The sequence below is a fragment of the Pseudomonas kairouanensis genome, assembly GCF_004682055.1.
Lineage (GTDB): Bacteria > Pseudomonadota > Gammaproteobacteria > Pseudomonadales > Pseudomonadaceae > Aquipseudomonas > Aquipseudomonas kairouanensis.
The window spans coordinates 50997-66596 of the sequence record NZ_QUZU01000016.1 but is presented as its reverse complement, the minus strand read 5'-3'; the positions used below and the strand labels follow the sequence as shown (position 1 = coordinate 66596).

General features: G+C 60.9%; 10 protein-coding genes. 8 read left to right on the top strand and 2 right to left on the bottom strand.

The window, feature by feature from the left end; all coding sequences use genetic code 11:
- Positions 1-431 precede the first annotated feature (431 nt).
- The 3 genes from DYL59_RS14795 (at position 432) to DYL59_RS14785 (ending at position 6339) form a co-directional block, all read left to right on the top strand.
- Complete coding sequence (locus DYL59_RS14795; protein ID WP_135289867.1) at positions 432-2222, top strand: DUF1302 domain-containing protein; 1791 nt, start codon at positions 432-434, stop codon at positions 2220-2222.
- Between the two features lie 26 nt (positions 2223-2248).
- A complete protein-coding gene (locus DYL59_RS14790) occupies positions 2249-3607 on the top strand; it encodes a DUF1329 domain-containing protein (RefSeq protein ID WP_135289866.1) in 1359 nt (452 codons plus the stop codon).
- Positions 3608-3846: 239 nt separating this feature from the next.
- Positions 3847-6339, top strand: coding sequence for a LuxR C-terminal-related transcriptional regulator (locus tag DYL59_RS14785; protein WP_135289865.1), 2493 nt, complete (start codon positions 3847-3849; stop codon positions 6337-6339).
- On the opposite strand, the gene DYL59_RS14780 is transcribed toward DYL59_RS14785, so the two are convergent.
- On the bottom strand, positions 6336-7211 hold the full coding sequence (locus tag DYL59_RS14780) for a helix-turn-helix domain-containing protein (RefSeq protein ID WP_135289864.1): 876 nt from the start codon (positions 7209-7211) through the stop codon (positions 6336-6338). The two genes, DYL59_RS14785 and DYL59_RS14780, sit on opposite strands and share 4 nt — an antisense overlap.
- 138 nt (positions 7212-7349) lie before the next feature.
- Between DYL59_RS14780 and DYL59_RS14775 the strand changes: the two genes are divergently transcribed.
- The gene (locus tag DYL59_RS14775) at positions 7350-8252 is read left to right on the top strand and encodes a DMT family transporter (protein ID WP_135289863.1); all 903 of its coding nucleotides are present in this window, start codon (positions 7350-7352) and stop codon (positions 8250-8252) included.
- Positions 8253-8273: 21 nt separating this feature from the next.
- Here DYL59_RS14775 and norR read toward each other — a convergent pair whose 3' ends face one another.
- Positions 8274-9797: a nitric oxide reductase transcriptional regulator NorR gene (gene norR, locus DYL59_RS14770; RefSeq protein ID WP_135289862.1), complete on the bottom strand. Its 1524-nt coding sequence runs from the start codon at positions 9795-9797 to the stop codon at positions 8274-8276.
- A 147-nt stretch (positions 9798-9944) separates the two neighbouring features.
- On the opposite strand from norR, the gene hmpA reads away from it, so the two are divergent.
- The 4 genes from hmpA (at position 9945) to cyoB (ending at position 15600) form a co-directional block, all read left to right on the top strand.
- Positions 9945-11126: an NO-inducible flavohemoprotein gene (gene hmpA, locus DYL59_RS14765; RefSeq protein WP_135289861.1), complete on the top strand. Its 1182-nt coding sequence runs from the start codon at positions 9945-9947 to the stop codon at positions 11124-11126.
- A gap of 212 nt (positions 11127-11338) precedes the next feature.
- On the top strand, positions 11339-11845 hold the full coding sequence (locus tag DYL59_RS14760; RefSeq protein ID WP_135289860.1) for a disulfide bond formation protein B: 507 nt from the start codon (positions 11339-11341) through the stop codon (positions 11843-11845).
- Between the two features lie 791 nt (positions 11846-12636).
- Positions 12637-13578, top strand: a complete 942-nt coding sequence (gene cyoA / locus DYL59_RS14750) for a ubiquinol oxidase subunit II (RefSeq protein ID WP_135289859.1) — start codon at positions 12637-12639, stop codon at positions 13576-13578.
- Positions 13579-13581: 3 nt separating this feature from the next.
- Positions 13582-15600, top strand: coding sequence for a cytochrome o ubiquinol oxidase subunit I (gene cyoB / locus DYL59_RS14745; protein WP_135289858.1), 2019 nt, complete (start codon positions 13582-13584; stop codon positions 15598-15600).

Sequence of the window (15600 nt, the reverse complement as noted above, 5' to 3'; positions counted from 1 at the left end):
ATTTTTGGCATAAAAAAGGCCGCTGCATAGGCAGCGGCCGAAGTAAGACGTTGGATCAAGGAGCGACAAATCAACGTCAGTGAACAGCGGTAACAGACTGAAAACAGGCATCAATCCATTTGAATATGGCTTTTCTTCCGGTTGGGGAAGCGGGCTGTTTGCCCTGAAAGCCCGCTAAGAATAGTCGCTTGTAACAAAATGAGTAATGCCGATTCATGACAAGGACTGTTGCGTAAACAGCAACAGTTTGGCGCGGCAACATCCATCCCCCTGATAACCCACCATCCACTCGGTGCATGCTCGCGCCCAGACCCCGGCCAGAGCGCCCGGTAATCCTTTTGGGCGACAACACGAATCCCTCCTTTGTGCGCTTATCGCTCCTGGTGCGCGGCAGTAGGGTGAGGTCTTCTGTCACTCACCGGGGAAGACGCATGACAAAAACAACAATGCGCGCCATCTTCAGGCCACAGGCGCTGGCCGCTGCGGTTGCATTGGGTTGCTGTGCTCAGGCACAGGCTGTTTCGTTCAACATTGGCGAGATCGAAGGGCAATTCGACTCCTCGCTGTCGGTGGGCGCGAGTTGGGGCATGCGCGATGCCGACAAGAAGCTGGTGGGCACCGTCAACGGTGGCACCGGGCAGGCGTCTACCGGGGATGACGGGCGTCTGAACTTCAAGAAGGGCGAGACCTTTTCCAAGATCTTCAAGGGCCTGCACGACCTGGAATTGAAATACGGCGATACCGGCGTATTCGTTCGCGGCAAGTACTGGTACGACTTCGAATTGCAGGACGAGGACCGCGAGTTCAAGCCCATCAGCAATCACAACCGCAAGGAAGGCGCCAAATCCAGCGGCGCGCAGATCCTCGATGCGTTCGTCTACCACAACTACTCGTTGGGCGACCTGCCGGGCACCGTGCGTGTGGGCAAACAGGTGGTGAGCTGGGGTGAAAGTACCTTCATCGGCAACTCCATCAACAGCATCAACCCCATCGACGTGTCGGCGTTCCGCCGCCCTGGGGCCGAGATCAAGGAGGGTTTGATTCCGGTCAACATGCTGTTCGCGTCCCAAAGCCTGACCAACCAACTGACCGTGGAAGGCTTCTACCAGCTGGAGTGGGACCAGACAGTGCTGGATAACTGCGGCACCTTCTTCGGTGGTGATGTAGCGGCCGATGGTTGCAACAATAACTACACCGTGGGGAACCCGGCGATTGCGCCGTTGCAACCGGTGGCGGCGGCGTTTGGCCAAGGGTTCAATACCACCAACGAAGGGGTGATCGTTCGTCGTGCCGGGGACCGTGATGCACGCGATTCCGGTCAGTTTGGTACCGCTTTGCGCTGGCTGGGGGATGACACCGAGTACGGCCTGTACTTTATGAACTACCACAGCCGCACGCCGACCGTAGGCACTATCACCAACAATACAAGCCTGGCGACCCTCGGCGCGATTTCCGGCGCTGCCAACGGCATCGCGCCCGGCTCGGGTGCAGGCCTGGTCCAAAGCCTGATGCTCGGCCGCGGCCAGTACTACCTGGATTACCCGGAAGATATCCGCCTGTTCGGTGCGAGCTTCTCCACCACCCTGTCCACTGGCACAGCGTGGACCGGCGAGATCAGCTACCGCCCCAATGCGCCGGTGCAACTCAATACCACCGACCTGACGCTGGCCCTGATCAACCCGGTTGCCGGCCAGGCCGCCTCGCCGATTCGCAGCAACTTCGGCGACGACAACAAAGGCTACCGCCGCAAGGAAATCACCCAGGTCCAAAGCTCCATGACCCAGTTCTTCGACCAGGTGCTGGGCGCCGAGCGGCTCACCGTGGTGGGTGAAGCGGCCATCGTCCATGTTGGCGGCCTGGAAGATAAATCCAAGCTTCGCTACGGCCGTGACTCGGTATATGGCGCCTATGGGTTCGAGGGTGACACCGACGGTTTTGTCACCTCCACGTCCTGGGGTTACCGCGCACGGGCGATCCTGGATTACAACAACGTGATTGGCGGGATCAACCTCAAGCCCAACCTGTCCTGGTCCCATGACGTGGCCGGCTACGGCCCCAACGGCCTGTTCAACAAAGGTGCCAAGGCCATCAGCGTCGGCGTGGATGCGGACTACCGCAACACCTACACCGCCAGCCTGAGTTACACCGACTTCTTCGGTGGCGACTACAACACCCTGACTGACCGTGACTTCCTCGCCCTCAGCTTTGGCGCGAACTTCTGATTTGGCTTAAAGAAGGACAAGACTCTATGCGTAAGATATTTGCGGTAATGGCCCTCAGCCTGTTGGCAGTCAATGTGATGGCCGCCGTATCACCGGAAGAAGCCGCCAAGCTCGGCACCACGCTGACCCCGGTGGGCGCCGAAAAAGCCGGCAACGCCGACGGCTCGATCCCGGCCTGGACCGGTGGCATCCCCAAAAACGCTGGCGCCGTGGACAGCAAGGGTTTCTTGGCCGACCCGTTCGCCAATGAAAAACCGCTGTTCGTGATCACCGCCGCCACCGTCGACAAGTACAAGGACAAGCTCTCCGACGGCCAGGTGGCGATGTTCAAGCGCTACCCCGAGACCTACAAGATCCCGGTGTACCCGAGCCACCGCACGGTCAACCTGCCGCCGGAGATCTACGAGTCGATCAAGCGCAGTGCGCTGAACGTCAAGCCGATCAACGATGGCAACGGCCTGGAAAACTTCACCGGCAACCGCTACTACGCCTTCCCAATCCCTAAAAATGGCGTGGAAGTGCTGTGGAACCACATCACCCGTTACCACGGCGGCAACCTGCGCCGCATCATCACCCAGGCCACCCCGCAGACCAACGGCAGCTACACGCCGATCCGCTTCGAGGAAGAAGTGGCGGTGCCGCAGTTGATCCCGGACATGGACCCGGCCAAGGCAGCCAACGTGCTGACCTTCTTCAAGCAGTCGGTAACCGCGCCAGCGCGCCTGGCGGGTAACGTGCTGCTGGTGCATGAAACCCTGGACCAGGTGAAGGAGCCGCGCCTGGCGTGGATCTACAACGCCGGCCAGCGCCGCGTACGTCGTGCGCCGCAAGTGGCGTATGACGGGCCGGGCACTGCGTCCGACGGCCTGCGCACGTCCGACAACTTCGACATGTTCTCCGGCGCCCCCGACCGCTACGACTGGAAACTGGTGGGCAAGAAGGAGATGTACATCCCCTACAACAGCTACAAGCTCGACCAGCCAACGCTCAAGTACGACGACATCATCAAGGCCGGTCACATCAACCAGGACCTCACCCGCTATGAGCTGCACCGCGTGTGGGAAGTGGTGGGTACGGTCAAGCCGAGCGAGCGGCACATCTACGCCAAGCGCCACATGTACATCGACGAAGACAGCTGGCAAGTCGCGCTGGTGGACCACTACGACGGCCGTGGCCAACTGTGGCGCGTCGCCGAAGGCCATGCACAGTTCTACTACGACCACCAAACCCCGGCCTACACCGTGGAGACCCTGTACGACATCATTGCCGGTCGCTATATCGCCCTGGGCATGAAGAACGAAGAGAAGAGCAGCTTCGTGTTCGGCTTCAAGGCCAAGGCAGCGGACTACACGCCTGCGGCCCTGCGGTCTGAAGGCATTCGCTAACCTTGAGCTGAAATGCAATCAACTGTGGGAGCGGGCTTGCTCGCGAAAGCGGTGGGTCAGTCGAAGAATCAGGCGACTGATACTGCGTATTCGCGAGCAAGCCCGCTCCCACATTGAGTTGTGTACGGCTTGAATTTTATGGGCACCAATCACCCCGCTGAATACTTCTTCAACAACCGCCAGCCACAGGACTAGGGTAGGCGCCAGGTTGCAAAACAATAAAAAAGCAGGATGCAGCAATGACCGCCATGACACGCTGCCTGGACCGTCCTGGATTCATGCCCCGGCTGTCCTCCCATCATTTGCTGCGCCCGCGTCTGGCCGCGCCATTGTTGGCGGCGCAGGCCCGGGTCAAATTGCTGTGCGCCCCCGGCGGCAGTGGCAAGAGCGCCTTGCTGGCCGAATGCGCGTTGCAGGCCCCCAGCGGTTGCCAAGTGCATTGGTTGCCGCTCAACGGGGTGGCCTTGAGCCCCCTCGATCTTTGCCAGCGCCTGGCGCAAAACCTGGGCCTTTCGTACACCGATGAAGCCACCTTGTTGCAGGACCTTGCCCGCTGGCAAAGCCCTGCGTGGCTGTTCCTTGATGATTTCTGCCGCCTGCCCACGCCAGACACCGATGCCTTGCTCGACCGCCTGCTCACCGCCAGCAGCCCGGCGCTGACCTGGTGGCTGGGGGCGCGGCGGCGACCGCTGTGCAATTGGCCGCGTTTGCTGCTGGATGACGAGTTGCTGGAGTGCGGCGCCGAGCTGGCCTTCACCCCGTCGGAGATCCAGCAACTGCTGCCGGGCCAGCCTATCGACCGCGTGCTGCAATTCAGCGCCGGCTGGTGCGCCGGTGTACGCATCGCCTTGTTGGGGGATGGGCACCCCGAAAAGACCTTGCTCGACTACCTGCAACACGAACTGTTCAGCACCTTGCCGGCCGAGCTGGCCGAAGCCTGGCGTGTGCTTGCCCACCTGCCGCGTTTCAACGCTGGCTTGTGTGAGCACCTGTTCGGCTTTGGCGACGGTGATCAATACCTGCGCGACTTGCAGGCCCTGGGGGCGTTTATCCAACCCTGGGAAGACACCGACTGGCTGCAGGTTTTCCCGCCGCTGGCCCAATTGCTGCGCGATGAACCCTGGCCGGCCAAACGCTCCTGGCACCGGCGCGCCTGCCAGTGGTTCACCGCCGAGCAGGACTGGCAGGCCGCGTTCGAGCAGGCGCTGCTGGCCGAAGAATATGAAGTGGCCGTGAGCCTGTTGCAGCACTTCAGTTTCGAGGACCTGTTCCGTCAGCAAAACGCCGTGCTGTTGCTGCGCCTGCATGAACAGCATGGCGATGAATTGATGCTGGGTTCTGCGCAACTGGTGGGGTTGGTCACGGCGGCGTTGTTGTTTGCCGGGCGCTTCGACCAGGCCGCGCAGTGTATCCAGCAGTTGGCGCGGTTTGCCCCGCAACCGACGGCGGCGTTGCAACGCTACCTGCTGGCGCGCTGGCAGGCGCAATGGGGCTGGCTGTTGCACTTGGGCGGTGATGCCGAGCGCTCCCGCGTGCATTTCCTGGAAGCACTGCAAGCCTTGCCCGACAGCGCCTGGACGTCGCGGGTGATGTGCCTGTCGGGGCTCACCCAGCAAGCCTTGCTGCGCGGCGAGCTGGACTTGGCCCAGTCACTCAACCGTGAGGCGTTGTGCCTGGCCCGCGCCCATGGCTCGTTGCTGCTGGAGGCGTTGCTTGAGTTGGACCATGCCCAGTTACTGGAACAGCGCGGCGCGCCGTACCGGGCGCAAAGCTTGTTGGAGAACGTGCAGGCGATCTTACTCAAGCAGTGCCTCAAGGCCGGGCCACTGGTAGGGCGCATCGCCCTGCGCCGTGGGCATCTGGCCTTGCGCCAGGGGCAGGACAGCCTGGCGGCCGAGTGCTTCGAAACCGGCTTGAAGATGTGCCTGCACAGCCAGGACAAGCGCGTACTGTACGGCTTCCTCGGCCTGGCATTGCTGGCGGCGAACCGTGGCGACTACGCCCAGGCATTTTTCCAGCTGCGTGAAGCCGAACGCCTGATGCAACAACGCCAGGTACCGGAAACGGTGTACCGCGCGGTGCTGCTGTTGGTCAGTGGGCACTTCTGGTTGCAACAGGGCCGCGCCGAATTGACCGTGGAAGCGGTGCGTCGGGTGCTGCGCCATTTTCGCGGGCCCCAGGCCAAGCAAGCGCCACCGGCGACCCTGGAACTGATCCCGCGTCTGGAATACCTGCTGGTATTGGCAGAGGTGAAGCTTGGCTGTGCCGAACAGCCGGTGGCGCGGCTCAGTACCTTGCTGGAAATCACCCATCAGCGCGGCATGCTGTGCCTGGCCACCGAGCTGCACCTGGTGCTGGGGGAGGTGGCCTGGCAAGTGGGCGATCCTGCCCTGGCGCGGCGCTCGCTGCAAACCGGGCTGGAGCTGGCGGCGCGCTGTCAGGTGCAGCAAGCGATTCGCGAGTTGCGCCTGCGTTCGCCGGGGCTGTTGAGTGAATTGGGCCTGGAGCCCCAGGCCGCCACGCCGGGCACTGTAGAAAGCCCCCTGAGCCAGCGCGAGTTGGAGGTGTTGCAGTTGATCGCCCTGGGCAACTCCAACCTGGAAATCGCCGATCGCCTGTTTATCTCCCTGCATACCGTCAAGACCCACGCGCGGCGTATCCACAGCAAGCTCGGCGTGGAGCGACGCACACAGGCGGTGGCCAAGGCCAAGACCCTGGGTTTGATGATCTAGGCGCTGAACGCCTGGCGGTACTCGCCGGGTGTGGCGCCCATGGCCTGGCGGAAACGATGGGTGAAGTGGCTGGCGCTGGAAAAACCGCAGATCAAGGCGATCTCGCTCAACGCCAGGGCGCCGCTGCGCAGCAGAGCCTGGGCGCGGGTCAGGCGGCGTGCCAGCAGGTATTGATGGGGAGGTAGGCCGAAGCTTTGGCGGAACATCCGCGCAAAGTGGTATTCGGACAGCGCGCACATCCCGGCCAGTTGCCCCAGGCTGATAGGGTCTTCCAGGTGCTGGTCGATAAACTCCACCAACAACCGCCGTTGGTGCGCGGCCAGCCCGCCTTTGAGCCGTAGCCCCTCGCGGGCACCGACCTGGCTGAGCAGGGTGTGGCTGAGCATTTCATGGGCCAGGCTGCTGGTGAGCAGGCGTTCGGCGGGCTCGTGCCAGTTCAGCGCAATCAACTGGTGGAAGCGCCGGGCCTGGCTGGCGTCTTCCAGAAAGGTGCTTTCGCGCAGTTGCAGGGTGCGTGGTTCGCGGTCCAGCAGGGTGACGCAGCCCAGGGCAAATTGCTCCGGGCTGAAATACACATGGGCCAGGCGGATCTCGCCGTTGATCACCCAGGCTGACTGATGCTCGGCCGGCAGGATGCACAGTTTGTCGGGCCCGCCCTTGGTGCCCGGTTGGTCACGCCGGAAGGTGCCGGTACCGCCGCCGATATAGCACGACAGGGTGTGATGGCTGGGCGCCTGGTAGTCCTGGGCATCGTGGTGGTTGCTCCACAAGGCCGCAGACAAGCCGTCACCGAGCTCGGCGCAGGCCTCAAGGCGGGCGTTGGGCGAGCGGTTAAGGGCTTGAAAGACTTGCAGGGATTCCAGGTCTGGCATGGTGAGTTCTCTTTGACGCCTTGCATCCTACTCTCGGATGCTGGCGCTGTGATCCCGCCGCCCGACAAAAGCGCAAGATTGTGCAAGAGCGCGCCACGGGTTCAGCGCAACACTGTGGCTCAATCGATGGAGCCCGCTATGAACCTTTCCCTGTATTTACTCACTGTGCTGATCTGGGGCACCACCTGGATCGCCCTTAAATGGCAGTTGGGCGTGGTGGCAATTCCCGTGTCGATCGTCTATCGCTTCGGCCTGGCGGCGCTGGTGCTGTTTGCGCTGTTGCTGCTGAGCCGCAAGTTGCAGGTGATGAACCGGCGCGGGCATTTGATCTGCCTGGCTCAGGGGCTGTGCCTGTTTTGTGTGAACTTCATGTGCTTTCTGACTGCCAGCCAGTGGATCCCCAGCGGCCTGGTGGCGGTGGTGTTTTCCACGGCTACGCTGTGGAACGCCCTGAATGCCCGGGTGTTTTTTGGCCAGCGGGTGGCGCGCAACGTGTTGATGGGCGGCGGCCTTGGCCTGGCGGGCTTGGGGTTGCTGTTCTGGCCGGAACTGGTTGGGCACACCGCCAGCCCGCAGACCTTGCTGGGCCTGGGCTTGGCGTTGCTGGGCACGATGTGCTTCTCGGCCGGCAATATGCTGTCGAGCCTGCAACAGAAGGCCGGACTCAAGCCGCTGACCACCAATGCCTGGGGCATGGCTTATGGTTCGGCCATGCTGGCGACCTATTGCGCGGTGCGCGGCATCCCCTTCGAGATGGATTGGAGCGCGCGGTACATCGGCGCCCTGTGGTACCTGGTCATTCCAGGCTCGGTCATCGGCTTTACCGCGTACCTGACCCTGGTGGGGCGCATGGGGCCAGAGCGTGCAGCGTATTGCACGGTGTTGTTCCCGGTGGTGGCGTTGAATGTGTCGGCGTTTGCCGAGGGCTACCAGTGGACCGCGCCGGCGTTGGCGGGGTTGGTGCTGGTGATGTTGGGGAATGTGTTGGTGTTCAGAAAGCCCAAGCCTGCTAACCCGGTCTTCAGAGCAAAGCAGGCCTAATGTGGGGGCGGGTTGACCTTTCTATTTGAGCCCAAGCCGCTTGGCCATGCGCCCCAGGTTGGCCCGGTCCAGCCCCAACTCTCGGGCCGCACTGGCCCAGTTGTGGTTGTGGCGCTCCAGGCAGGCGCTGATGATCTGGCGCTGAAAATGCTCGGTGGCCTGGCGCAGGTCGCCGGTGACGATGGGCGCCACGTCGGTCTGTTCCTCGATCACCGGGGCGCTCACGTCGGGTAAATCCAGATCCTGTGCGCTCAAGCTGAGAATCTTCGGCCGTTCACGGCAGTTGCCCAAGGCTTTGAGCGCACTGCGCCCAATCAGATGCTCCAGCTCGCGCACATTGCCCGGCCAGTTGTAGGCCAGCAGCGCCGCCTGGGCGTCGCTGGTCAGGCGCAAACTGCCCAGGCCCATGCGTGAGCGGTTCTGCTCCAGGAAGTAGCCGGCCAGCAGCAGCACATCCCGCCCGCGCTCACGCAGGGCCGGCACTTGCAGCGGGTACACGCTGAGGCGGTGGTAGAAGTCGGCGCGGTAGCGGCCATTGCGTACTTCGTCGGCCAGGTCGCGGTTGGTGGCGGCGATCAGGCGCACATCCACTTGATGTTCCTTGTCCGACCCCAGGCGTTGCAACTGGCCACTTTGCAGCACACGCAGCAACTTGGCCTGCACGCTCAGGGACAACTCGCCCACCTCATCCAGGAACAAGGTGCCGCCATTGGCCAGTTCGAACTTGCCGCGCCGCTCATTCAACGCGCCGGTGAAGGCACCGCGTACGTGGCCAAACAGCTCGCTTTCCACCAGGGTTTCCGGCAGGGCGGCGCAGTTGAGGCTGATCAGCGGTTTGTCGGCACGGGGGGACGCGGCGTGGATGGCCTGGGCCACCAACTCCTTGCCCACCCCGGTTTCGCCGGTGATCAGCACGGTGAGGTCGCTGCCGCCCACCAATTTGATCTCTTCCACCAGGCGCTTGTGGGGTTTGCTCTGGCCGATCATTTCCTTGTGCTGTTGGCCGCTGGCCTCACGGTAGATTTCAGCGCGCAAGGTCAGGTTTTCGATGCGTTGGGCCACCTTGACGGTGGCGGCGGCCAGGCTGGCGAAGGCTTGCAGGGCGTCCAGTTCCACACGTTCGAAGCGCTCGGTGTCGAGAGCATCGAGGGTCAGGAGGCCCCAGGGTTGATCGTCGACAAACAGCGGGCAACCCATGCAATCGTGCACTTCCAACTGCCCATGCACGCCCGCCACCAGGCCGTCGTAGGGGTCGGGCAATGGGCTGTCACTGTCAAAGCGGGTGGGGCCTGGGCTACCCAGCAGGAGAGCGAAGCGCGGGTGTTCGCTGACTTTGAAGCGCCGGCCCAGGGTGTCGGGGCTCAGGCCGTCCACCGCCAGCGGCACCAGCCATTCTGCGTCCAGGCGCAACAGCGCGGCAGCATCGCAGGGCAGCAGGGCGCGCATGGCTTGCAACAGGCGGCGGTAGCGCTCGCCTTCGGGCAGTTCGCGGGACAGGTCGGCGACCAGGGGGAGCAGGGTGGTGAGCAGCGATTGCGCAGTCATAATGACTCCTTGTAGTCCTTGTGACTATAAGGTGTAGGAAGTCATACTGACTATATTTGTTTTAAGTTATTGAAAAATAACGATTTTAAAGTTGGCACGAATACTGAGTAAGCCAGGGTAATCAGTCAAGAAGCCCAGGAGGCTCCCATGCTTAGTGCCCAAGACCGTGCCATCGTCAAATCCACCGTACCCCTGCTGGAAAGCGGCGGCGAAGCGCTGATCACCCATTTCTATCGCATGATGCTTTCGGAGTACCCCGAGGTACGCCCGCTGTTCAACCAGGCCCACCAGGCCAGTGGCGACCAGCCCCGCGCCCTGGCCAATGGCGTGCTGATGTACGCGCGGCATATCGACCAGTTGGACCAACTGGGCGACCTGGTGGCCAAGATCATCAACAAGCATGTGGCCTTGCAGATTTTGCCAGAGCATTACCCGATCGTGGGCGCGTGCCTGCTGCGAGCCATCAGCGAAGTGCTGGGCAGCGAGATCGCCACACCTGAGGTGATGAATGCCTGGGGCGCGGCCTATGGTCAGTTGGCGGATATCCTGATTGGCGCAGAAGCGGCCATCTACGAAGAAAAAGCCCAGGCCCCTGGTGGCTGGCGCGGTGCGCGGGCGTTCCGGGTGGTCAAGCGGGTGGAGGAGAGCAACGAGATCATCTCTTTCTATTTTGCCCCTGTGGATAACGGCCCGATCCTGGCTGCCGCGCCGGGCCAGTACATCGGTATGAAGTTGCTGCTGGACGGCGAGGAAGTGCGCCGTAACTACTCTTTGTCGGCCCTGACCGATGCGGGCGTGTACCGCATCAGCGTCAAGCGCGAAGCGGGGGGCCGGGTGTCCAACTACCTGCATGACCAGCTGCACGTTGGCGCCACCCTCGACCTGTTCCCGCCCTCGGGGGAGTTCACCCTGGCGGCCAGTGACAAACCGCTGGTGCTGATCAGCGGCGGCGTGGGCATTACGCCAACCTTGCCGATGCTCGAAGCGGCCCTGGCCACCGAGCGCCCGGTGCACTTTATCCACTGTGCGCGTAACGGTGGGGTGCACGCCTTCCGTGACTGGGTGGACGGCCTGGCGGCGCAGCACCCGCAGCTCAAGCGCTTCTACTGCTACGCCGAGGATGATGGCGTGAGCCCGGCGGCGGACAAGGTGGGCCTGCTGAGCCAGGAGCAATTGGCGGCGTGGCTGCCCCAGCAGCGGGATGTGGACGCGTACTTCCTGGGGCCTAAGGGTTTCATGGCCGCGATCAAGCGCCACCTCAAGGCGTTGGGTGTGCCGGAGAAGCAGAGCCGGTATGAGTTCTTTGGCCCGGCGGCGGCGCTGGAGTAACGCGGTCAATAATGTGGGAGCGGGCTTGCTCGCGAAGGCGGCGTATCAGCCAATGCATCAGGCGACTGATCCACCCCTTTCGCGAGCAAGCCCGCTCCCACATTTGGCTCTGTGTTCCTTCTGATTAATCTGCTGTTAACCCCCTCTGGTTAAACCACTCTCGGTGTGTAAACTTGCGGCCATTGGCTTGACCAGACAAAGGGAACCTTAGAATGAGTGATGAATTGCGTTTAGGCAGGGAGCGGCGCTTTCTGGTGTTGCTGGGCATCATCTGCCTGGCGCTGATCGGCGGTGCGCTTTATATGCAGGTGGTGCTGGGCGAGGCTCCATGCCCGCTGTGCATCCTGCAACGCTACGCCTTGCTGCTGATTGCGATCTTCGCCTTCATCGGCGCGGCCATGCGGCGCAAAGGTGCGATCACGCTGTTTGAAGGCCTGGTGGTGCTCAGCGCCCTGGGCGGTGTGGCGGCGGCCGGTCACCATGTGTACACCCAGTTCTTCCCGCAAGTCAGCTGTGGCGTGGACGTGCTGCAACCGATCGTCGACGACCTGCCCCTGGCCAAGCTGTTCCCGCTGGGCTTTCAGGTCGATGGCTTTTGCAGCACGCCTTATCCGCCGGTGCTGGGCCTCTCCCTGGCGCAGTGGGCACTGGTGGCATTTGTGCTGACGGTGATCCTGGTGCCCCTGGGCATCTACCGCAATCGCCAACGCAAAGCCTAGCTGTTCACGGCAAACGCCCCGGTCTTCCTCAGGGAAGCCCGGGGCGTTTTCGTTTGTAGGGTTTTGTGAACAGAGCGTGACGCGGAGCAATTTCGGGGGTGCGCAGCGTGCGACATGTTGTCACACGGACGTTGCCGCAGGACGTTTCTGACCTGCCAAACCGGCGCTTAAATTTGCAACCGGCGGCCAAATTGTGCTGTCAATTCGTGCTTTGGGCGACGCCACGGAACGCGCACCGCGTGTGCCATTCAGTGATGTCTGAATGCCTTGTTTTATGGGGGGTTGGATGGGTTTTGCATGCCCTTACAGGGTGTAGGGGATGCGACGGATTAGCCTATAACAGGGCAATTTTTGTGGTTTTTGTTGAGAATCGAACGCGATAAGATCGCGAACCTTTGCGGTTTTGGTGAAGGATTATTGCTGTAATCGATAAAAATTATTTCTTTATAAGACATGGTTTATACATCGCTAGCTAACTACAATCGCCCGCACTGAATGTCCGGTGCTGTTCAATATTTGAGCACTGGAGCGGTCGAGGGGCAGATGGATGGCTCTGTGCGACCCCAAGGTTCCGGCAGCCTTTCAACTATCCGCACCAAATGGAATTGGTCTGTAACAAGGCCTTTAACCACGAAATCGAATAAGAACTCACCGCAGGTCCGTGAAACGTAGCTTTATGGCGTGACGGGCAGGCTCTTATTCAATCGAAGAGAAATGCCAACCCTTGGCAGGGTGAAGTGTTGGCGATCAAAACCCAACTGCATTGCGCAAGCTGCTTTAGAGGTCGTGAGATGAGTAAAAACAGGTACCCCCGATTACTAGGCTTTTTGCCGCTGCTTGGCATGATGTTAATGCTGGGAGGCTGCAAGTGGACCTTGATGGACCCAAAAGGACAGATCGGTCTGGATCAACGAAACCTGATCATCACCGCCACCCTGCTGATGTTGCTGGTCGTGGTCCCTGTGATCATCATGACCTTCGCCTTCGCGTGGAAATACCGTGCGTCGAACACCAGCGCGACCTACGCGCCTAAGTGGTCGCACTCCACCAAGATCGAAATCGCGGTGTGGCTGGTCCCGATCCTCATCATCATCGCCCTGGGTTACATCACCTATAAGTCGACCCACGAGCTGGACCCTTACCGTCCGCTGGAATCCGACGTCAAGCCGATCAACATCGAAGTGGTCGCGCTGGACTGGAAGTGGCTGTTCATCTACCCGGACCTGGGTATCGCCACGGTCAACGAGATCCAGTTCCCGGAGAACACTCCGCTTAACTTCCGGATCACCTCCGACGCCGTGATGAACTCGTTCTTCATCCCTGCGCTGGGCGGCCAGATCTACGCGATGGCAGGCATGCAGACCCGTCTGCACCTGATCGCCAACGAAAAAGCCGAAATGGAAGGCATCTCCGCCAACTACAGCGGCGCTGGCTTCACCGGCATGAAATTCAAAGCGATCTCGACGAGCCAGGAAGATTTCAACGCCTGGGTAGCCGAAGTCAAGGCCGCACCTAAACAGCTTGATCAAGCTGAATACGACGCCCTGACCAAACCAAGCCAGAACAACCCAGTCGCCCTGTACTCCACGTACGAGCCGAACCTGTTTCAGAAAATCGTCGACAAGTACGAAGGTATGAAGCCAGGCAAGCCGGTCAAGCACGAGAAGAAAGAAGTGGCCGCGGTTGAAGGTTCTGACACGGGCTCGCATTCAACTGCTGGGGCAGAGGAGTAAACGATGTTTGGTAAATTAAGTTGGGATGCGATCCCGTTCCACGAGCCGATCGTGATGGTGACCATCGCCATGATCGCGCTGGGTGGTCTGGGCCTGTTTGCAGCAATCACTTACTTCAAGAAGTGGACCTACCTGTGGACCGAGTGGCTGACGTCTGTCGACCACAAGAAAATCGGTGTCATGTACGTCATCGTTGCCATGGTCATGCTGCTGCGTGGCTTTGCCGACGCCATCATGATGCGTACCCAGTTGGCCATGGCCACCGAGGGTTCGCCTGGCTACCTGCCGCCTGAACACTATGACCAGATCTTCACCGCTCACGGTGTGATCATGATCATCTTCATGGCGATGCCTTTCTTCACCGGCCTGATGAACCTTGCCTTGCCGCTGCAGATCGGTGCGCGTGACGTTGCCTACCCGTTCCTGAACTCCCTGAGCTTCTGGCTGCTGGTTTCCGGCGTGGTGCTGATCAACGTGTCCCTGGGCGTCGGCGAATTCGCCAAGACCGGTTGGGTTGCGTATCCGCCGCTGTCGGGCATCCAGTACAGTCCTGGCGTGGGTGTGGACTACTACATCTGGGCGCTACAGTTATCAGGACTCGGGACGACGCTGACGGGGGTCAACTTCCTGGCCACCGTCCTGAAAATGCGCGCCCCTGGCATGAAACTGATGGACATGCCGATCTTCACCTGGACCTGCACCTGGGCAAACGTCCTGATCGTGGCTTCGTTCCCGATCCTGGCCGCTACCATGGCGCTGCTGTCGCTTGACCGTTACCTGGATTTCCACATTTTCACCAATGAACTTGGTGGTAATCCAATGATGTACGTGAACCTGTTCTGGGCATGGGGTCACCCTGAGGTGTACATCCTGATCCTGCCAGCGTTCGGTATCTTCTCCGAAGTGATCTCGACCTTTACCGGCAAGCGCCTGTTCGGTCACCACTCGATGGTGTATGCATCGGGCGCGATCTCTGTACTGGGCTTCATGGTTTGGCTGCACCACTTCTTCACCATGGGCTCGGGGGCCAGCGTCAACGCCTTCTTCGGCCTGGCGACGATGCTGATTTCCATCCCGACGGGGGTGAAGCTATTTAACTGGCTATTCACCATCTACCACGGCCGTCTGCGTATCACCAGCCAGGTTCTGTGGACCCTGGGCTTCATGGTGACCTTCGCCATCGGCGGCATGACCGGCGTACTGCTGGCCATTCCGGGTGCTGACTTCGTGCTGCACAACAGCCTGTTCGTGATCGCTCACTTCCACAACGTGATCATCGGTGGTGCTGTATTCGGCTACATCGCAGGTTTCAGCTTCTACTTCCCGAAAGCATTCGGCTTCAAGCTGCACGAAGGCTGGGGCAAGGCTGCATTCTGGTTCTGGATCTCGGGCTTCTTCGTCGCGTTCATGCCGCTCTACGCACTGGGCTTCATGGGCATGACCCGTCGTCTGAACGCCACTACCAACCCTGAATGGGTACCGTACCTGTACGTTGCCATGTTCGGTGCGGTGATGATCGCTGTGGGTATCGCCTGCCAGCTGATCCAGCTGTACGTGAGTATCCGTGACCGTAAGCAGAACGCTTGCGACTCGGGCGACCCATGGAATGGCCACACCCTGGAATGGTCGACCTCGTCGCCACCTCCGTTCTACAACTTCGCCGTGATCCCTACTGCGAACACCATTGATGCGTTCACCGAAGCCAAGGAAGACGGTACTGCGTACCAGAAGCCGGTCAAATATGAACCGATCCACATGCCGAACAACACCGCCACTGGCGTGGTGATGGGCGCGCTGTTGACCGTGTTCGGTTTCGCGATGATCTGGCACATCTGGTGGCTGGCAATCGTTAGCCTGGTGGGCACCATCGGCTACTTCATTGTCCACGCAGCGCGTGATGATCAAGGCTACATGGTCCCGGTCGAAACGATCGAGCGCATCGAAGCCGAGCAACACGCTCGCCTGGTCGCCGAGAAGAAAATCCCGGCCAACCGTGTAGAAACCTCGTTGGAACAGGCTTAA